Origin of the sequence: uncultured Croceicoccus sp. (assembly GCF_947496385.1) — a bacterium.
Lineage (GTDB): Bacteria > Pseudomonadota > Alphaproteobacteria > Sphingomonadales > Sphingomonadaceae > Croceicoccus.
Genome location: NZ_CANMCP010000003.1, coordinates 277,582 through 295,812, shown reverse-complemented (window position 1 = coordinate 295,812; position 18,231 = coordinate 277,582). Strand labels below are relative to the sequence as shown.

Here is an 18,231-nt window from a genome sequence, read left to right as displayed (position 1 = left end):
TACGGGGCGGGTCGGCGGACCTGCCCCAAGGCACCCCGATCCTTATCGCTGCCGCCACGGATTTTTCCCCTCAAGGGATTTGAAACATGAACGAACTGACAAAATTCGCCAATCCGGTCGCCAAGACCGAGACCTTCGACCAGATTCAGATCGGTCTGGCCTCGCCCGAACGCATCCGTTCGTGGTCGTTCGGCGAGATCAAGAAGCCGGAAACCATCAACTACCGTACGTTCAAGCCCGAACGCGACGGCCTGTTCTGTGCCCGCATCTTCGGTCCGGTGAAGGATTACGAGTGCCTGTGCGGCAAGTACAAGCGCATGAAATACAAGGGCGTCGTCTGCGAGAAGTGCGGCGTCGAGGTGACGGTGACCAAGGTCCGCCGCGAGCGCATGGGCCATATCGAACTGGCCGCGCCGGTCGCGCATATCTGGTTCCTGAAATCGCTGCCCTCGCGCATCGGCCTGCTGCTCGACATGCAGCTGAAGCAGCTCGAGCGCGTGCTGTATTTCGAAAGCTATATCGTCGTCGAACCCGGCCTGACGCCGCTCGAAAAGTTCCAGCTGCTGACCGAGGATGAACTCCTCGACGCGCAGGACGAATATGGCGAGGACGCGTTCAGCGCCGACATCGGTGCCGCCGCGGTCAAGACCATGCTCATGGAGCTCGACCTCGAGCAGGAACGCGCCGATCTCATGGAAGAGCTGCGGACGACGAAGTCCGAGCTGAAGCCGAAGAAGATCATCAAGCGGCTGAAGGTCGTGGAAAGCTTCATCGATTCGGGCAACCGCCCCGAATGGATGATCCTCGAGGTCGTGCCCGTCATTCCGCCCGAACTGCGCCCGCTGGTGCCGCTCGACGGGGGCCGGTTTGCGACGTCGGACATGAACGACCTCTATCGCCGGGTCATCAACCGCAACAACCGCCTGAAGCGGCTCATCGAGCTGCGCGCGCCGGACATCATCGTCCGCAATGAAAAGCGCATGTTGCAGGAAGCCGTCGACGCATTGTTCGACAATGGCCGCCGCGGCCGCGTCATCACGGGTGCGAACAAGCGTCCTTTGAAATCGCTGTCCGACATGCTCAAGGGCAAGCAGGGCCGCTTCCGTCAGAACCTGCTTGGCAAGCGCGTCGACTATTCGGGCCGTTCGGTCATCGTGACCGGCCCGGAGCTGAAGCTGCATCAGTGCGGCCTGCCGAAGAAGATGGCGCTCGAGCTGTTCAAGCCGTTCATCTACGCCCGCCTCGACGCCAAGGGTCTGTCCATGACGCTGAAGCAGGCGAAGAAATGGGTGGAGAAGGAGCGCAAGGAAGTCTGGGACATCCTCGACGAGGTGATCCGCGAGCATCCCGTGCTGCTGAACCGTGCGCCGACGCTTCACCGCCTCGGCATTCAGGCGTTCGAGCCCGTGCTCATCGAGGGCAAGGCGATCCAGCTGCACCCGCTCGTCTGCTCGGCCTTCAACGCCGACTTCGACGGTGACCAGATGGCCGTGCACGTGCCGCTCAGCCTCGAGGCGCAGCTCGAAGCGCGCGTGCTGATGATGTCGACCAACAACATCCTCAGCCCCGCGAACGGCAAGCCGATCATCGTGCCGTCGCAGGACATGGTGCTGGGCCTTTATTACCTGTCCATGGACCGCGAGGGCGAGCCGGGCGAGGGCATGAAGTTCGCCGACATGGCCGAGGTGCATCAGGCGCTTCAGGTGAAGGCGGTGACGCTGCACACCAAGATCGAGGCCCGCGTTCCGCAGACCGACGAGAAGGGCAAGCAGTACATGAAGCGGGTGGAAACCACGCCCGGCCGCATGCTCATCGGCGAGTGCCTGCCCAAGAAGCACACCGTCCCGTTCGAGGTCGTCAACCGCCTTCTCACCAAGAAGGAAATCGGCGACGTCATCGACCAGGTCTATCGCCACACCGGTCAGAAGGACACGGTGCTGTTCGCCGACGCCATCATGACGCTCGGTTTCTCCAACGCGTTCAAGGCCGGCATCTCGTTCGGCAAGGACGACATGATCATTCCCGAGACCAAGGAAGGCATGATCGAGGAGACCAAGGCGCAGGTCGCCGAATATGAGCAGCAGTACCAGGACGGCCTGATCACCTGGCAGGAAAAGTACAACAAGGCGATCGACGCCTGGTCGCAGTGCGGCGACAAGGTCGCGGCCGAGATGATGGACCGCATCAAGGCCACGCCCAAGGACGAGAACGGGCGCGAGGCGCAGATCAACTCGATCTACATGATGAGCCACTCCGGCGCGCGTGGTTCGCCGGCACAGATGAAGCAGCTTGCCGGCATGCGCGGCCTCATGGCCAAGCCGTCGGGCGAGATCATCGAGACGCCGATCATCTCGAACTTCAAGGAAGGCCTGACCGTCCTTGAATACTTCAACTCCACCCACGGCGCCCGCAAGGGTCTCGCCGATACGGCGTTGAAGACGGCGAACTCCGGCTATCTCACGCGTCGTCTCGTCGACGTGTCGCAGGATTGCGTCATCGTCGAGGAAGACTGCAAGACCGAGAAGGCGCTCGAAATGCGCGCGATCATTCAGGGCGGTTCCACGATCGCCTCGCTGGGTGAACGTATCCTGGGCCGGACGCTGGCCGAGGATCTGGTCAATGCGAAGACGAACGAGGTCATCGTCAAGAAGGGCACGCTGATCGACGAGCCGATGGTGACCGAGATCGAGGCCGCCGAAGTGCAGGTCGCCAAGATCCGCTCGCCGCTCGTCTGCGAGGCGCAGATGGGCGTGTGCGGCACGTGCTATGGCCGTGATCTTGCGCGCGGTACGCCGGTGAACATCGGCGAGGCTGTCGGCGTCATCGCCGCACAGTCCATCGGCGAGCCGGGCACGCAGCTGACCATGCGTACGTTCCACATCGGCGGCGCGGCGCAGCTCAACGAAACCAGCCATCTCGAGGCGGTTTCGGCGGGCACGGTGCATCACCGCGACATGCCGTCCATCGTGGACAAGCGCGGCAAGCGCCTGTCGCTTGCCCGCAGCGGCGAAATCGTCGTCATCGATGCCGAAGGGCGCGAGCGCGAAATGCACCGCGTGCCCTACGGCACCACGCTGATGCACGAGGACGGCGCCAAGGTGGAGCAGGGCGATCGCCTTGCCGAATGGGATCCGTTCACGCTTCCCATCATCACCGAGCAGTCGGGCGTGGTGAAGTTCCAGGATCTCGTCGATGGCAAGACCATGGCCGAGCAGGTCGACGACGCGACGGGCATCGCCCAGCGCGTGGTCACCGAATATCGTGCCCAGGGCCGGTCGAAGAAGGAGGACATGCGTCCGCGCCTGACGCTACTCGGCGAAGGGTCGGACGAGACGGAGGCCGCGCGCTACATGCTGGCGCCGGGCACCTCGCTCTCGGTCGATGACGGTCAGCAGGTGGAGGCAGGCGACATCCTCGCCCGCGCCAGCCGCGAAGCCGCCAAGACCCGCGACATCACCGGCGGTCTGCCGCGCGTTGCCGAACTGTTCGAGGCCCGCAAGCCGAAGGACAATTCGATCATCGCCAAGATCGCGGGCCGCATCGAATTCGTCCGCGACTACAAGGCGAAGCGCAAGATCGCCATCGTTCCGGAGGAGGGCGATCCGGTCGAGTACCTGATCCCCAAGACGCGCGTGATCGACGTGCAGGAAGGCGATTTCGTCAAGAAGGGCGACAACCTGATTTCCGGTTCGCCCGACCCGCATGACATCCTGGAGGTTCTCGGCATCGAGCCGCTGGCCGAATATCTCGTCAACGAAATTCAGGAAGTCTATCGCTTGCAGGGCGTGAAGATCAACGACAAGCACATCGAGGTGATCGTTCGCCAGATGCTGCAGAAGGTCGAGATCACCAATGGCGGCGACACCACGCTGCTTCCGGGCGAGCAGGTCGATTACGAGGAAATGCTGGAGTACAACGCCAAGCTGACCAAGAATCAGGCCAAGGCCGAGGGCAAGCCGATCCTTCTCGGCATCACCAAGGCCTCGTTGCAGACGCGTTCGTTCATCTCGGCCGCCTCGTTCCAGGAAACCACCCGCGTGCTGACGCAGGCGGCGGTCGAGGGGAAGAAGGACTCGCTGATCGGGCTGAAGGAAAACGTGATCGTGGGCCGTCTCATCCCCGCCGGCACCGGCGCGGGCATGAACCGGATGCGCGTTGCGGCCACCAGCCGCGATGTCGCCCTGCGCGCTCAGTATCGCAAGATGCAGGAAGCGCTGGTCGCAGCGGAAACCGCCGCCGAGGAACACGAGGCCGAGCTGGCCCAGACCGAGGATGCGGCGATCGGCGACGATCCGCTTGCCACGGTCGAAGGTGAGACCCACGGCACCGACGCGGATGCGGGCGACTACCTCAATGTCGAGGAAGCCGACCACGACGGCACGGTGTCCGAGGCCGAGCTGGACGAGAAGGAAGACGACGCGGAATAATCCCCGCGCCCGTTCCTGAAACACGAGACCCCCGCCGGCCGGTCCGGCGGGGGTTTCGTTTTGCCCGCATCTTGCCAAGCCAGGTTCCGCCTCCAAGATAGGAGGGATGGAACGATACACGATAGACGACATTCCCGGTGACCAGCCGGCCACGATGATCGACCTCGAAGGGCGCACGCCGATCATCGGGGTGATCTACGAATGTGCGAAGCATTATTCGCTCTATAAACCGCACGCGCGCGAGAATGCGCGGATCCTGTTGACGAAGCCGGTGTTTCGCGAAGGGCGCGCGACGCGGACCTGGATCCTGGAACCGGACGAGATCGGCAGCCTTGCGGAGCGGTTGTTGCAGGACTGATGCCGGTGCGGACCCGGCGGACGCGAGCGATGCCTCTCTTGCTGGCGGCCGCGATCAGCGCCTGCGGTCCCGGCGCAGGCGAGACGAATGGCGGCGGAGGCGACACGACCCGCACCAGCGAAGCAATCCCGACGCTCGCCGGACATTGGCGCCTTGCGGCGATCGACGGCCGCGCGGTCGCGTCCGGAGCCGTCATGGTGGGCGATGGTGCGAGCATTGGCTGGGGCCCGGCCTGCGCGGGTTATGCGTGGGGCTATGTCGTATCTGGCCGACGTTTTCGGACGCAGCGCCGCGCCTACCCGCCCATTGCGGCCACGAACCTTCCTTCCCCGGGGGTGCCCGCGCCCCACCCATGCCCGATCGGCCTTCCCCCCGGCGTGGCGGATGCCGCAAACGTGCTCGACGCGGCGCGTAGCATCGAGCCGTCGGGAACAGGCGCCGTGCGGATTTCAGGCGGCGGGCATACGGTCACGCTCCGCTCGCAATAAGCGGCGAACGGCGCTAACGCAGCGGCCATGACCACGATCACCCGTTTCGCCCCCTCGCCGACCGGCCGGCTGCATGTGGGCAATATTCGCACCGCCCTGCACAATTTCCTGCTGGCCAGGAAGGACGGCGGGCGCTTCCTGCTGCGCATCGACGACACCGATGCGCAGCGTTCGGAGGAACGCCACGTCGATGCCATCCGTGCCGATCTTGCCTGGCTCGGCCTCGCCGCCGATGGCGAGGCGCGGCAGTCGCAGCGGCTGGAGATATACGAGGCGGCGTTCGAACGGCTCCGCGCCGAGGGGCGGATCTACGCCGCCTATGAAACGGCGCAGGAGCTGGAGCTCAAGCGCAAGATCCTGCTCGGCCGCGGGCTTCCGCCGATTTACGACCGCGCCGCGCTCGACCTCACGCAGCAGGACCATGCCGATTATGCGGCGAAGGGCATCGCCCCGCACTGGCGGTTCCGGCTCGATCACGACACGCCGATCGCGTGGGATGACGCGATTCGTGGTGCCCAGCATTTTGACCCCGCCGCCCTGTCCGACCCGGTGATTCGCCGTGCCGACGGATCCTGGCTCTATATGTTGCCGAGCGCGGTGGATGATGTCGAAATGGGCATTACCGACGTGCTGCGCGGGGAGGATCACGTGTCTAATACCGCGGTGCAGGTGCAGATGTTTGCTGCGCTGGGCGCCGCGCCGCCGCGTTTCGCGCATGAGGCGCTGCTCACCGGGGCGGAGGGCAAGCTGTCGAAGCGTCTGGGCTCGACCGGGGTGGACGAAATGCGCGAGGAGGGCGTGGAACCCGAAGCGTTGCTGTCCGTGCTGGCACGCATCGGCACGTCGCAGGCGGTCATTGCGATGCGTTCGCTGGACGCGATGGCGGCGGGCTTCGACCTTGCCACGTTCGGCCGTGCCCCTGCCCGTTTCGACGAGGCGGAAATGATGCGCATCAATGCACAGCTCCTGCACGAAACGGACTATGCCGCCATCGCGCATCGCCTGCCCACAGGAATGGACGAGGCCGCATGGGCCGCGATCCGCCCGAATCTCGAAACGCTGAACGATGCAGGGGACTGGTGGCAGGTGGTGACCGGGCCGGTGCCCGCGCCCGATCTCGACGCCGAGGATCGCGCCTTTATCGCCGCAGCGGCGCAGGATGCGCAGGGAATCGAATGGGGCGAGGATGCGTGGAAGACGCTCACTGGCAGGCTCAAGGCCGCGACCGGGCGCAAGGGCAAGGCGCTGTTTCTGCCGCTGCGCCTCGCGCTCACTGGGCGGGGGCACGGGCCGGACATGGCCGCGCTGCTGCCGCTGATCGGGCAGGAGCGGGCGCTGGAACGCTTGCGCGCGGCGGGTTGAACCGGGGCGCCCGCGCTAGCCCGCGGCCTCCTCCGTCGCCTCCACCGCCTCGAGCAGCCGTTTTTCGAGCGCGTCCAGCCGCGCCTTCGCCGTGATCTTGTCGCCGAGCAGGTCGGTGACGTAGAACGTATCGGCTGCGCGCTCCCCGTAATGGGTGACATGCGCCGAATTGATGAGCAGCTTCGCCTCGAACATGGCGCGGGCGAGCCGGTTGAGCAGGGCCGGGCGGTCGCGGGCGTTCACCTCCACCACGGTAAAGCGATTCGACGCGTCATTGTCGAAGGTCACGCGCGGCTGCACCTCGAACGCATCGGCGCGCGGGCGCGACATCGGCCGCGCGGCGAGCTGCGGCACTAGCTTCACCTTGTTGGCGAGCGTGTCGCGGATCGACTGGGTCAGCCGGGCGATCTGCGATTCCTCGCGAAACGGGCGGCACATCGGGTCCTGCACCAGGAAATTGTCCACCGCCCGCCCGTTGCGATTGGTGTGGATGCGCGCGTCGATGATGTTCCCGCCGGCAAGGTGGATGCCGCCGGCGATGCGCGAAAAGAGGCCCGGATGGTCGGGCGTGACGACCGTGACCATGGTGGCACCGCGCTCTTCCCAGTAATGGCATTCGATGGAGAGCTGATCCTCGCCCATCGCGTCCATCTGGCGCAGATTGCGGGCGATCACCTCCTCGCTCTCCGCGATCCAGTAGGATTCGTGCATCGCCGCGCCGACCGTGTCGACCAGCTCCGCATCGTCGGCGAGCAATTCGCGGGCGGCGTCCTTGCGCGCCTCGATCTTGTGCATGCGCCCGTTCGACTTGAAGCCGAGGCGCAGGCGTTCCTCCGCCGCGAAGAACAATTCGCCGAGCAATTGTCCTTTCCAGCTGTTCCAGACGCCCGGTCCCACCGCACCGATGTCCACCACGGTCAGCACGAGCAATTGCCGCAGCCGTTCGAGCGATTGCACCTCGGTGACGAAATCGTTGATCGTCTTCGGGTCGGACAGGTCGCGCTTGAACGCGGTCGCGCTCATCAGCAAATGATAGCGCACGAGCCAGGACACGAGCCCCGTCTCCTCCGCACTCAGCCCCAGGCGCGGGCCGACCTTCTTCGCGATTTCCGCGCCCAGCACCGAATGATCGCCGCCGCGCCCCTTGGCAATATCGTGCAGGAGCGTCGCGACATAAAGCGCGCGGCGATGCTGAAGCTTGGGAATGATCGCGGTGGAAACGGGATGCGCCTCCTCCACCTCCCCGCTCTCGATCTCGGCGAGCTTTCCGATGGCGCGGATCGTGTGTTCGTCGACGGTGTAATGGTGGTACATGTCGAACTGCATCTGTGCGACGACGCGGCCGAATTCGGGCATGATGCGCCCGAACACGCCCGCCTCGTTCATCCAGCGCAGCGCGAGTTCGGGATTGTCCTCGCTCGACAACAAATCGAGGAACAGCGCATTGGCGCGCTTGTCGCGGCGGATCTTGCCGGTGATGAGGCCCGAATCGCGGTCGGCCATGCGCATCGCGTCGGGATGGACCTCCACCCCCTCCTTGTTCGCGAGGGTGAATATCTCGATCAGCCGCACCGGGTCTTCGGCAAAGAAATCGTCGTCCGGCACGGTGATGCGCCCGCCCGCGATGACGAAGCCGCGAACCTTGCGCCGCTTTTCGGTCAGCTTCGCCATGAGCCTTGCCGACTGGCTCTTCGCGAACTGCTCCTCCATCTGGGCGAGGAACACGCCGGTCAGCCCGCCGACGCGCTTTGCCTGCAGGAAATAGTAATGCATGAAGCGTTCGACCGCGCTCTTGCCCGGGCGGTCGGCGAAATTCATGCGGGCGGCAACCTCGCGTTGAAGGTCGAAGGTCAGCCTGTCCTCCTCGCGCCCGGTGATCGTGTGCAGATGGCAGCGCACCGCCCAGAAGAAATTCTCCGCCCGGCGAAAGGCGCGGAATTCGGCCGGGGTGAGCAGGCCCGCATCGACCAGCTCGCGCGGTTCGCGGACCTGGTGGATATATTTCCCGATCCAGTAGAGCGTGTGCAGGTCGCGCAGGCCGCCCTTGCCCTCCTTCACGTTGGGTTCCACGACATAGCGGCTGTCGCCCATGCGCTTGTGCCGCGCCTCGCGCTCGGCCAGTTTTTCCGAAACGAACTGACGCTCCGACCCTGTCACCACGTCGTTCCAGAACCGCTGCTTCGCGACGTCGTAAAGCGCCTGCTCCCCCCACAGGAAGCGCCCTTCGAGCAGGGCGGTGCGGATGGTGAGGTCCTGTTTCGCCATGCGGACCATGTCGTCGATCGACCGGCTCGAATGGCCGACCTGCAGCCCCAGATCCCACAGGTAATAGAGCATCGCCTCGATCACCTGCTCGCACCAGGGCGTGTTGCGCATGGGGGTGAGGAACGCGATGTCGACGTCCGATTGCGGCGCCATTTCGCCGCGCCCGTATCCGCCCACCGCCATGATGGCGAGATGCTCGCCCTTGCTCCGGTTGGCGGCGGGATAGACATGGGTGATGACGTGGTCGTGGATGATGCGCACGATCTGATCGACGAGGAATGCCTGCGCCGCGGCGGCCTTGTGCCCGGCGGATGGCTCCGTCTCCAGCCGCCGCGCGATTTCGGCCCGCCCGTCCGACAGCGCCGAGCGCAGCAGTGCGATGAGCGGCTGCCGGTCGAGCGTGTCCATGTCGTCGATCAGCGCGTCGAGTTTCGCCACGACGCGGCGGCGGTCGATGATGCGGCGCTGGCTGGGTATCGGGCTGCGGGCCAAGTGTGTTTCCTCGTGCACGAATGGGGCGGGGCGGACAGTCCTGTCCGGGCACATGTGCGGTTTATCCGGGCAGGGATTAACATATCGGTGCGACCGGGGCGAGTTTCCACCCGCCTCGTGCCACGCTGCGCAAATGGGGCGCCAAGCGGCCTATCATCATGGCCCGCGCTGTGCCAAAAGCCGCGCGGCAGGGGCGCCCACAGCGGCGCGGCCGCCACGATTCAAAGAAGGAAACCGCCGTGCCCGTGTTGCAGATATTGGCCAGCGCCGCGAACGATGCGCCGATCTACTGGGAAAATCTCGGCCTGCGTCCGGGCATCGAACTCGGCTGGTTTACCCTGCGCTGGTATTCGCTGGCCTATCTTGCGGGGATTCTCGTCGGGTACTGGCATCTGTCCCGCATGCTGAAGGCGCCGGGCGCGCCCATGGCGCAGCGCCATGCGGAGGATCTGTTCTTCTGGTGTACGCTCGGCATTATCGTGGGCGGCAGGCTCGGCTATGCGGCGTTTTACGACCCCTCGCTCTGGACCGGGTGGACGAGCGGGGAAACGGTGAGCTGGGACCTGCTGCGCCTGTGGGACGGGGGGATGAGCTTTCACGGCGGGGTGGCCGGCGTGCTCGCCGCGATCGCCTGGGTCAGCCATCGAGGGCAGCTGCAGTTCCTGCGCGTGTGCGACTATATCGCGGTCAACGTGCCGTTCGGCATGATGTTCGGGCGGCTGGCGAATTTCGTGAACGGCGAATTGTGGGGCCGCCCCGCCGACGTGCCGTGGGCGATGGTCTTTCCCCGCGCCGGGCCGCTCCCCCGCCATCCGAGCCAGCTTTACGAAGCGGGCCTCGAAGGGTTGCTGCTCATTCTCGTTATGCTTGCGCTGTTCTGGATGACGCGGGCGCGCTGGCGGCCGGGCTTGCTCGTCGGGACGTTTACCGCCGGCATCGCCTTTGCGCGGTTTATCGTGGAGTTCTTCCGCGAACCCGATGCGCAGCTTGCCGAATTCGCCGCCGAAACGGGGCTTTCCATGGGGCAATGGCTGACCCTGCCGCTAATCGCGATCGGGTTGTTCTTCGTGGTGCGGGCCTTGCGCAAGCCTGCGCTCGGACAGCAGCCCGACGCGCGCCGGGATGCCGCAGCCGGGGCGGTTTGAGATGAGCGACAACGCAAATGGCGGCGACCTCACGGCGGGGCTCAGGCGGTTGATCCGTGCGCACGGGCCGATTCCCGTGGCGCAATACATGGCGGAGGCGAACGCGAATTATTATGCGCATCGCGATCCGCTCGGCACCGCGGGCGATTTCATCACCGCGCCGGAAATCAGCCAGATGTTCGGCGAGATGATCGGCGGCTGGATCGCCGACCTCACCATCCGGGCCGAAGCGCGGGATTTCGCCTATGTCGAGCTTGGGCCGGGGCGCGGCACGCTGGCGCGCGATGCGTTGCGCGTGATCCGGGCGGCGGGGCTTTCGCCGACGGTTCACCTTGTCGAGGCGTCGCCGGTTTTGCGCGAAAAGCAGGCCGAGCTTGTGCCCGATGCGCAGTTTCACGAGGATGTCGCCGCGCTGCCGACGGACCGGCCCGTGATCGTCGTGGCCAATGAATTTTTCGACGCGCTCCCCATGCGGCAACTGGTGCGCACGGGGCGGGGGTGGCGCGAACGCATGGTGGGGCTGGACGGCGATGCGTTCGTCACGCTGGCGGGCGACAGGCCGATGGATGCCGCCGTGCCGCCGCGTCATGATGATGCGGAGGAGGGCACGCTGATCGAGACGAATCCCGCTGCGGCCGCGATTCTCGGCGATCTTGCGAACACGATTGCCGAGGCGGGCGGCGCGATGCTGACCATCGATTACGGCCATCTCGCACCCCGCACCGGCTCCACGCTTCAGGCCGTGCGCGCGCATGAAAAGGTGGATGTGCTCGATGCGCCGGGGAGCGCGGACATCACCGCGCATGTCGATTTTCCCGCGCTCATCGAAACGGCGGAGCGGGCGGGATGCGTCCTCCACGGCACGGCGAGCCAGGGTGCGTTCCTGATGGCGCTCGGCATGGGGCAGCGCGCGCAGGCGCTGGCCGAGGCGAATCCGCACGCGCGTGACAGCCTGATGGCCGCGTTGGAGCGTTTGACGGCACCCGATGCGATGGGCGATCTTTTCAAGGTGATGGCCTTTGGCGCGCCCGGCTGGCCCGAAGGGGCGGGGGTGCGGCGGGTTACACCGGCATGATGCGGGTGCGAACAACGCAAATTGGCGGGTGGAAAACCTATTGGAAAATTCGCGCGTCCTGTCTATGAGGCGCCCCATGACGGCGACGGGCCGAATGCGTGTGCATGCGGCCCCACCTGTCACAGGGGGACGTTCCGACAGCCTTCCGATCCACGAATTTTCTTATGTCCGGCGCGCTTGCCGGACGTTCAGAGCAGGGCAGAGTCAGGCATGGCAGACGCGACCGTCGAACATTCCGAACCGGTGACCGCGAAGGTCGAAGGCGACGGAGAAAACGGCGTACGCCGCCGCGATTTCATCGAGATCGCCGCGGTCAGTTTCGGCGGGGTCGGCGCGCTTGCCGTTCTCTATCCGCTCATCAGCCAGATGGCGCCGTCGGCGGACGTGCTTGCCGAATCCTCCACCGAGGTCGATCTTTCCGCGATCGAGCCGGGGCAGTCGATCAAGGCCGTGTTCCGCAAGCAGCCGCTTTTCGTGCGCAACCTGCTGCCGGCTGAAATCGCCGCGGCGGAGGCGGTCGACGCGTCCTCGCTCCGCGATCCCGAAACGCTGGAGGACCGCACCGCGGAAGGGCATCTCAACTGGCTCATCACCATGGGCGTGTGCACCCATCTGGGCTGCGTGCCGCTCGGCGCGGGCGAGGGTGAGAACAAGGGCGAGTTCGGCGGTTATTTCTGCCCCTGCCACGGTTCGCACTACGACACCGCAGGCCGCATCCGCAAAGGCCCCGCCCCCCTGAACCTCGTCGTGCCGGAGTATGAATTCACCTCCGACACCACGGTTGTCATCGGCTGAGGATAGGACACCATGAGTTTTCCCTGGGCAAAGCAGTATCAGCCGAAGACCGGACTGACCCGCTGGATCGACGAGAAGCTGCCGGTTCCGCGCCTCGTCTATAACGCGGTGGGCGCCGGCTATCCGGTGCCGCGCAACCTCAACTATTTCTGGAATTTCGGCGTGCTCGCCGGGTTCTGTCTCATGCTGCAGATCATCACCGGCGTCGTGCTGGCGATGCATTACGGCGCCAATGCGCTGGTGGCGTTCGATTCGGTCGAACACATCATGCGCGACGTCAACTGGGGCTGGATGCTGCGTTATGCGCATGCCAATGGCGCATCCTTCTTCTTCATCGTCGTCTATATCCACATCTTCCGCGGGTTGTTCTTCAGCTCGTATAAGGCGCCGCGCGAGATGATCTGGCTCCTCGGCGTGGTCATCTTCCTGCTGATGATGGCGACCGCTTTCATGGGCTACGTCCTTCCCTGGGGACAGATGTCCTTCTGGGGCGCGAAGGTGATTACCGGGCTTTTCGGCGCGATCCCGCTTGTGGGTGAGCCGTTGCAGATCTGGCTGCTGGGCGGTTTCGCGCCTGACAATGCCGCGCTCAACCGCTTCTTCTCGCTGCACTTCATGCTGCCCTTCGTGATCGCGGGCGTCGTGATCCTGCACATCTGGGCGCTGCATATTCCCGGCTCGTCCAACCCGACCGGCGTCGAGGTGAAGACCGAGAGCGACACCGTGCCGTTCCACCCCTATTACACGGCGAAGGACGGCTTCGGCCTCGCGGTGTTCCTGGTGCTTTACACGGCGTTCGTGTTCTTCCTGCCGAACTACCTCGGCCATCCGGACAACTATATCCCGGCGAACCCGCTTTCGACGCCGGCGCACATCGTGCCCGAATGGTATTTCTGGCCGTTCTACGCCATTCTTCGCGCCTTCACGCAGGATTTCCTGTTCATGCCGGCGAAGCTGATGGGCGTGATCGCGATGTTCGCCTCGATCCTGGTATGGTTCTTTCTGCCCTGGCTGGACAAGTCGCCCGTGCGTTCGGGTCTCTATCGCCCGCTGTTCAAGAAGTTCTTCTGGTTCGGCCTCATCCCCTGCATGGCGGTGCTGTTCTACTGCGGCGGTGCGCCGGCGGAGGAACCCTTCGTCATGTTGAGCCAGATCGCGGCGACCTATTACTTCGCCCATTTCCTGATCATCCTGCCGATCGTGTCGATGATCGAGAAGCCCAAGGCCCTGCCGCATTCCATCACCGAGGCGGTGCTGGGCGAGAAGGCGGGCGCGGACGATGCCGTGCCGCTGGGTGCCTCGGGCGATGGTGCCCACCGTCCGGCGACGGCCTGATCCGAACGAGAGAAGAGAAAGACGCGTAACATGGCCCGCATCATCGGTATCCTCGTCGGCGCAGGTTTCTGCATCGTCCTGCTCTACAGCTTCATCGTCGGCGCCTACACCTGGGCGACGGACGATGCGGAGGAAACGGCAGAGCATGTCTTCCACCTGCATCCGCGCGATGCGGATTTGCAGAGCGCCGGCTGGTTCGGCACTTTCGACGAGCAGCAGCTTCAGCGCGGCTACAAGGTCTACAAGGAAGTCTGCTCGGCCTGTCACTCGCTCCGGCTTGTGTCGTTCCGCAATCTGGAAGCGCTGGGCTATTCCGAGGCGCAGGTGAAGGCCGAGGCCGCCGCCTGGCAGGTGCCCGGCATCGATCCGACCACGGGTGAGGCGACCACGCGCCCCGCGCTGCCGACCGATTACTTCCCGTCGCCCTATCCCAACGACGTGGCGGCGCGTGCGGCGAACAACAATGCGGTTCCGCCGGATCTTTCGCTCATCACCAAGGCGCGGCATGACGGATCGAACTATGTCTATTCGCTGCTGACCGGCTATCGCGATCCGGCGACCTTCTCCGTCGATGGCGAGAGCCTCGCCGAAGAGTTCCCCGATTTCGCGACGCCGAGCGGGCTGCACTTCAACCCGTATTTCCCGAACCTCAACCTCGCCATGGCACCGCCGTTGACGAGCGAGGGGCAGGTGACGTTCGACGACGGTTCGCCGGCAACGATCGACGACATGGCACGCGACGTGTCCGCATTCCTGACCTGGACCGCGGAGCCCAAGCTGGAGCAGCGGCATCAGACCGGGTGGCCTGTCGTGCTGTTCCTGATCTTCGCCTCGGTCCTTGCCTACATGGCGTATCAGAACGTGTGGCGCGACAAGAAGCACTGATCCCTCGCGCTTCATCCGAATCGAAAGAGGCCGTCCGGGCGACCGGGCGGCCTTTTCGCATGGCGGGCCGATGGAACGCGGAACGTTCCGGCACGTTTAACTATTTCCACCCGGCAAGACATGGACCAGTCGATGTTTGAAAACGCAAATGCGTCGGACGGTGCCATCGCAGAATCGTTCGAGGCATTCGTAAAAGATCAGGAATTCCCGTGCGTCGGCGCGAAATCCGCGCTCGCCAGGGGGTGTCTGAAAGTGCTCGTCGCCCGCTCGATCGAAAGCGGATGGGATGATCTTCGCATTCACGAGGCCTTGCTCGCATGGGCGTGGGATTATCGCGCCGACCGCGAAACCAATGACCGCCCGGCGTTTCGCTCGCTCGCGGTGATTTTCCGCGATGTGCCCACCCTTTCGGAGCAGGGGTTCGAGCGCACGCTGTGGTCGCGGATTCAGTCGCTCTCGGACAAGGATGCCTGGCGCGGGCAGGATCACGACCATTCGGTCAGCGCGGACCCCGACGATCCGCATTTCTCGCTCAGCTTTGGGGGCGAGGCGTTTTTCGTCGTCGGCCTGCATCCGGCAGCGAGCCGGCCCGCACGGCGGTTTTCGCACCCCACCATGGTGTTCAACCTCCATGATCAGTTCGAGCAACTGCGCGAGCAGGGCCGCTACGAAACCATGCGGGAGACCATCATCGAACGCGACATCGCGCTTGCCGGATCGGCCAATCCGATGTTGTCGCGCCACGGGCAGAGCAGCGAGGCGCGCCAATATTCCGGGCGCGAGGTTGCCGCCGACTGGGAATGCCCGTTCTCACGTCCGGACCGGGCCGACGTGTCCATCGTATGACCGGCGCCGTGACCCGCATTCCCCCGCGCAGCGGCACGGGGTTTCGCCTCGAAGCAGGCCAGTTGCTGACCGTCATCGATCCCGAGGGGCAGCAGGTTTCGGACCTCCTTGCCTATAACGCGCATGACGTGGCGGAGGTCGTATCGTCGGGCCGGACGCTCGATTATGCCGAAACGATCCGGCTCACCACCGGGCACGCGCTCTATTCGAATCGGTCGAATGTCATGCTCGAGATCGAGGAGGATACGGTCGGGCTCCATGATTTTCTGCTCACGCCGTGCAGCACGGCGACCTTCGCGCATTTTTACATGGACAAGCCCGTGCATCGCGGCTGTTTCGGCAATCTGGCGGAGGCGCTGCGCCCGTTCGGGATCGGGGAGGACGACATCCCCATCGCCTTCAACTGTTTCATGAACGTGCCGGTCGATGGGGAAACGGGGCGCCTGCGCGTGCTCCCGCCGACCAGCAGGCCGGGCGATCACATCGCCTTTCGCGCGAAGATGGGCCTGGTCATCGGGATGACGGCCTGTTCCGCCTATGACAGCAATGGCGGAAGCTTTCGCCCGATCGATTACCGGATCGATTGAACCCGCTTTGGCTTGCGCATCATGCTGCGCGTGGCGCACAGGCGGGGCATGACCATTTCGCGTAAAGCCCTGCTCCTTCGTACCACCCTCTGCGCCGCGGCGATGGCCTTATCGCCGGGGGGTGGCCAGGCGTGGGCGCAAACCGCCGCGCCGGGCACGCAGCCCCCGCGTGCGGACGTCCCCCCGCGCGCGGATATCATCGTGACCGGGCGCGGACTCGATCCGACGCCGGGCGAAACCGCCTATGATACCGTGGTGCTGGACCGGGACGCGCTGGACCGTGCCGCGTCGGGCCGGATCGAGGATGTGCTTCAAGGCGTCGCGGGGTTTCAGCAGTTCCGCCGCTCCGACAGCCGCGCCGCCAACCCTTCGGCGCAGGGGGCGACTTTGCGCGCGCTCGGCGGCAATGCCACGAGCCGGAGCCTGGTCCTGCTCGACGGTATTCCGCAGGCCAATCCGTTCTTCGGCTATATCCCCTATAGCGCACTTCCGCCCGAACGCCTGTCGCGGGTGACGGTGGTGCGTGGTGGCGGATCGGGCGCGTTCGGCGCCGGCGCGGTGGCGGGCACGATCGCCCTCGAAAGCGCAGGGATCGAGGATAAAGGTTCGCTGCGCGCCGGGGCATTCGTGAACGACCGCGGCGGGAGCGAGCTCTACGCCGGCGCCTCCCCCCGGCTCGGCGCCGGTTTCATCGACATGTCGGGCCGGTGGGACAGCGGTCCGGGGTTTTTCACCACGCCCGTCGCCGATCGCGTGCCGGCAAGCGCACGGGCGGCCTATAACAGCTGGTCGCTGGCGCTGCGCGGGGTTGCGCCGGTCAGCCCGGATGTCGAGATGCAGATGCGCGTCGCTGCCTTCGACGATGCACGCACGCTCCGCTTCGACGGCGCCGACAGCCGCTCGCAGGGGCAGGATTTCAGCCTGCGTTTCATCGGTACCGGGGCGTGGCGTTTCGATGCGCTGGGTTACGTGCAATTGCGCGATTTTTCTAATGTGGTGATCTCGTCGTCGCGCTTCACCCGCGTGCTGGATCAGCGTGCGACGCCGTCGACCGGGCTTGGCGGAAAGCTGGAACTGCGCCCGCCGCTCGGCGTGTCGCACACGCTTCGGATCGGCACCGATCTTCGCATCGCGGACGGCGAGCTGCGCGAGGACGCGTATAGCGCCTTCACCGGGGCGCAGACCGCGCGGAGGAGCGCGGGGGGGCGCAATACCGATCTCGGCTCTTATGTGGAGGATGACTGGCGGCTCGGGCGGCTTGTCCTGACCGCGGGGGCGCGGGTGGACCGTTACCGGATCGCGGACGGATTCTATACCGAACGCGACGGCGCCAATGCGCTTACCATCGATGCGCGCTATCCCACCCGCGCGGGTTGGCAGGAATCGCTGCGTGGCGGGGCGGCGTTCGATGCGGGCGGCGGCCTGAAACTGCGCGCGGCGGCCTATAGCGGGTTGCGGCTCCCCACCTTGAACGAACTTTACCGGCCCTTCGTCGTGTTCCCGGTCGTGACCGAGGCGAATGCCGCGCTTCGCAATGAAAGGCTGAAAGGGTTCGAAGGCGGTTTCGATTTTCGCAAGGGGGGGGCGGGTCGGTCTTGGGCCGTGTCGCTGACGGCGTTCGACAACAGGCTCGAAAACGCGGTGACCAATGTCACCATCGGCGACAATCTGCGCCAGCGCCGCAATATCGACGCCATCGTGGCACGCGGGCTCGAACTCACCGCACAGGCGGGGATCGAAATCGTCTCGCTCGCGCTGTCGGCGGCATGGACCGATGCGCAGAACGAGGCGAGCGGGGCCGGTGCCGCGCTCGACGGTCTCCGCCCCGCGCAGACGCCGAAATTCGCGGCCAGCGCGACGGCAGGCGTGACCCCTGTGCGCGGCGTGGAGTTGTCCGCCACGCTGCGGCACGAAGGCGCGCGATTCGAGGATGACCGCAACACCGACATCCTGCCCGCGGCGACGACGCTCGACGCGTTTGCATCGGTGGCGCTTTCCGACCGGTTCCGCCTCGTGCTGCGCGGCGAAAACCTGTTCGATGAGGAGATCGTCACGCGGGCGCAGGACGGGCGCGTCGATCTGGGCACGCCGCGAACGCTATGGGTGGGGCTGCGCACCGAATTTCCGCGCTGATCGACCGGCACAGGCACGGTTCGGCGCATGTCGCGGCG

13 protein-coding genes are annotated in these 18,231 nt (G+C 65.3%); 12 read left to right on the top strand and 1 reads right to left on the bottom strand.

Features of this window, described 5'->3' with window-relative positions; all coding sequences use genetic code 11:
* Positions 1 to 86: 86 nt before the first annotated feature.
* The 4 genes from rpoC to gltX all read left to right on the top strand — a co-directional run bounded on the left by rpoC (position 87) and on the right by gltX (position 6,635).
* Complete coding sequence (gene rpoC, locus Q0897_RS07200) at positions 87 to 4,427, top strand: DNA-directed RNA polymerase subunit beta' (RefSeq protein ID WP_239805016.1); 4,341 nt, start codon at positions 87 to 89, stop codon at positions 4,425 to 4,427.
* Between the two features lie 106 nt (positions 4,428 to 4,533).
* Positions 4,534 to 4,785 carry a hypothetical protein gene (locus tag Q0897_RS07195; protein WP_299308538.1) on the top strand — a complete coding sequence of 84 codons (252 nt, stop codon included), beginning with the start codon at positions 4,534 to 4,536 and terminating at the stop codon, positions 4,783 to 4,785.
* A 29-nt stretch (positions 4,786 to 4,814) separates the two neighbouring features.
* On the top strand, positions 4,815 to 5,273 hold the full coding sequence (locus Q0897_RS07190; RefSeq protein ID WP_299308536.1) for a hypothetical protein: 459 nt from the start codon (positions 4,815 to 4,817) through the stop codon (positions 5,271 to 5,273).
* Between the two features lie 27 nt (positions 5,274 to 5,300).
* The gene (gltX, locus tag Q0897_RS07185) at positions 5,301 to 6,635 is read left to right on the top strand and encodes a glutamate--tRNA ligase (RefSeq protein ID WP_299308534.1); all 1,335 of its coding nucleotides are present in this window, start codon (positions 5,301 to 5,303) and stop codon (positions 6,633 to 6,635) included.
* A gap of 15 nt (positions 6,636 to 6,650) precedes the next feature.
* On the opposite strand, the gene Q0897_RS07180 is transcribed toward gltX, so the two are convergent.
* The gene (locus Q0897_RS07180; RefSeq protein WP_299308532.1) at positions 6,651 to 9,392 is read right to left on the bottom strand and encodes a [protein-PII] uridylyltransferase; all 2,742 of its coding nucleotides are present in this window, start codon (positions 9,390 to 9,392) and stop codon (positions 6,651 to 6,653) included.
* A gap of 245 nt (positions 9,393 to 9,637) precedes the next feature.
* Between Q0897_RS07180 and lgt the strand changes: the two genes are divergently transcribed.
* The 8 genes from lgt (at position 9,638) to Q0897_RS07140 (ending at position 18,193) form a co-directional block, all read left to right on the top strand.
* Positions 9,638 to 10,537: a prolipoprotein diacylglyceryl transferase gene (lgt, locus tag Q0897_RS07175; RefSeq protein ID WP_239805097.1), complete on the top strand. Its 900-nt coding sequence runs from the start codon at positions 9,638 to 9,640 to the stop codon at positions 10,535 to 10,537.
* A gap of 1 nt (position 10,538) precedes the next feature.
* The gene (locus tag Q0897_RS07170; protein ID WP_299308531.1) at positions 10,539 to 11,612 is read left to right on the top strand and encodes an SAM-dependent methyltransferase; all 1,074 of its coding nucleotides are present in this window, start codon (positions 10,539 to 10,541) and stop codon (positions 11,610 to 11,612) included.
* Positions 11,613 to 11,822: 210 nt separating this feature from the next.
* Positions 11,823 to 12,407, top strand: coding sequence for a ubiquinol-cytochrome c reductase iron-sulfur subunit (gene petA / locus Q0897_RS07165; protein ID WP_299308529.1), 585 nt, complete (start codon positions 11,823 to 11,825; stop codon positions 12,405 to 12,407).
* A gap of 12 nt (positions 12,408 to 12,419) precedes the next feature.
* The gene (locus Q0897_RS07160; RefSeq protein WP_239805009.1) at positions 12,420 to 13,742 is read left to right on the top strand and encodes a cytochrome b/b6; all 1,323 of its coding nucleotides are present in this window, start codon (positions 12,420 to 12,422) and stop codon (positions 13,740 to 13,742) included.
* A 30-nt stretch (positions 13,743 to 13,772) separates the two neighbouring features.
* Positions 13,773 to 14,627 carry a cytochrome c1 gene (locus tag Q0897_RS07155; RefSeq protein ID WP_299308527.1) on the top strand — a complete coding sequence of 285 codons (855 nt, stop codon included), beginning with the start codon at positions 13,773 to 13,775 and terminating at the stop codon, positions 14,625 to 14,627.
* A 132-nt stretch (positions 14,628 to 14,759) separates the two neighbouring features.
* Positions 14,760 to 15,473: a guanitoxin biosynthesis heme-dependent pre-guanitoxin N-hydroxylase GntA gene (gene gntA, locus Q0897_RS07150; protein WP_299308526.1), complete on the top strand. Its 714-nt coding sequence runs from the start codon at positions 14,760 to 14,762 to the stop codon at positions 15,471 to 15,473.
* Entirely contained in the window at positions 15,470 to 16,060 is a 591-nt protein-coding gene (locus tag Q0897_RS07145; protein ID WP_299308525.1) for an urea carboxylase-associated family protein, read from the top strand. Before gntA ends, Q0897_RS07145 begins: the two co-directional genes overlap by 4 nt.
* A gap of 48 nt (positions 16,061 to 16,108) precedes the next feature.
* On the top strand, positions 16,109 to 18,193 hold the full coding sequence (locus Q0897_RS07140; protein WP_299308524.1) for a TonB-dependent receptor: 2,085 nt from the start codon (positions 16,109 to 16,111) through the stop codon (positions 18,191 to 18,193).
* Positions 18,194 to 18,231: the final 38 nt, after the last annotated feature.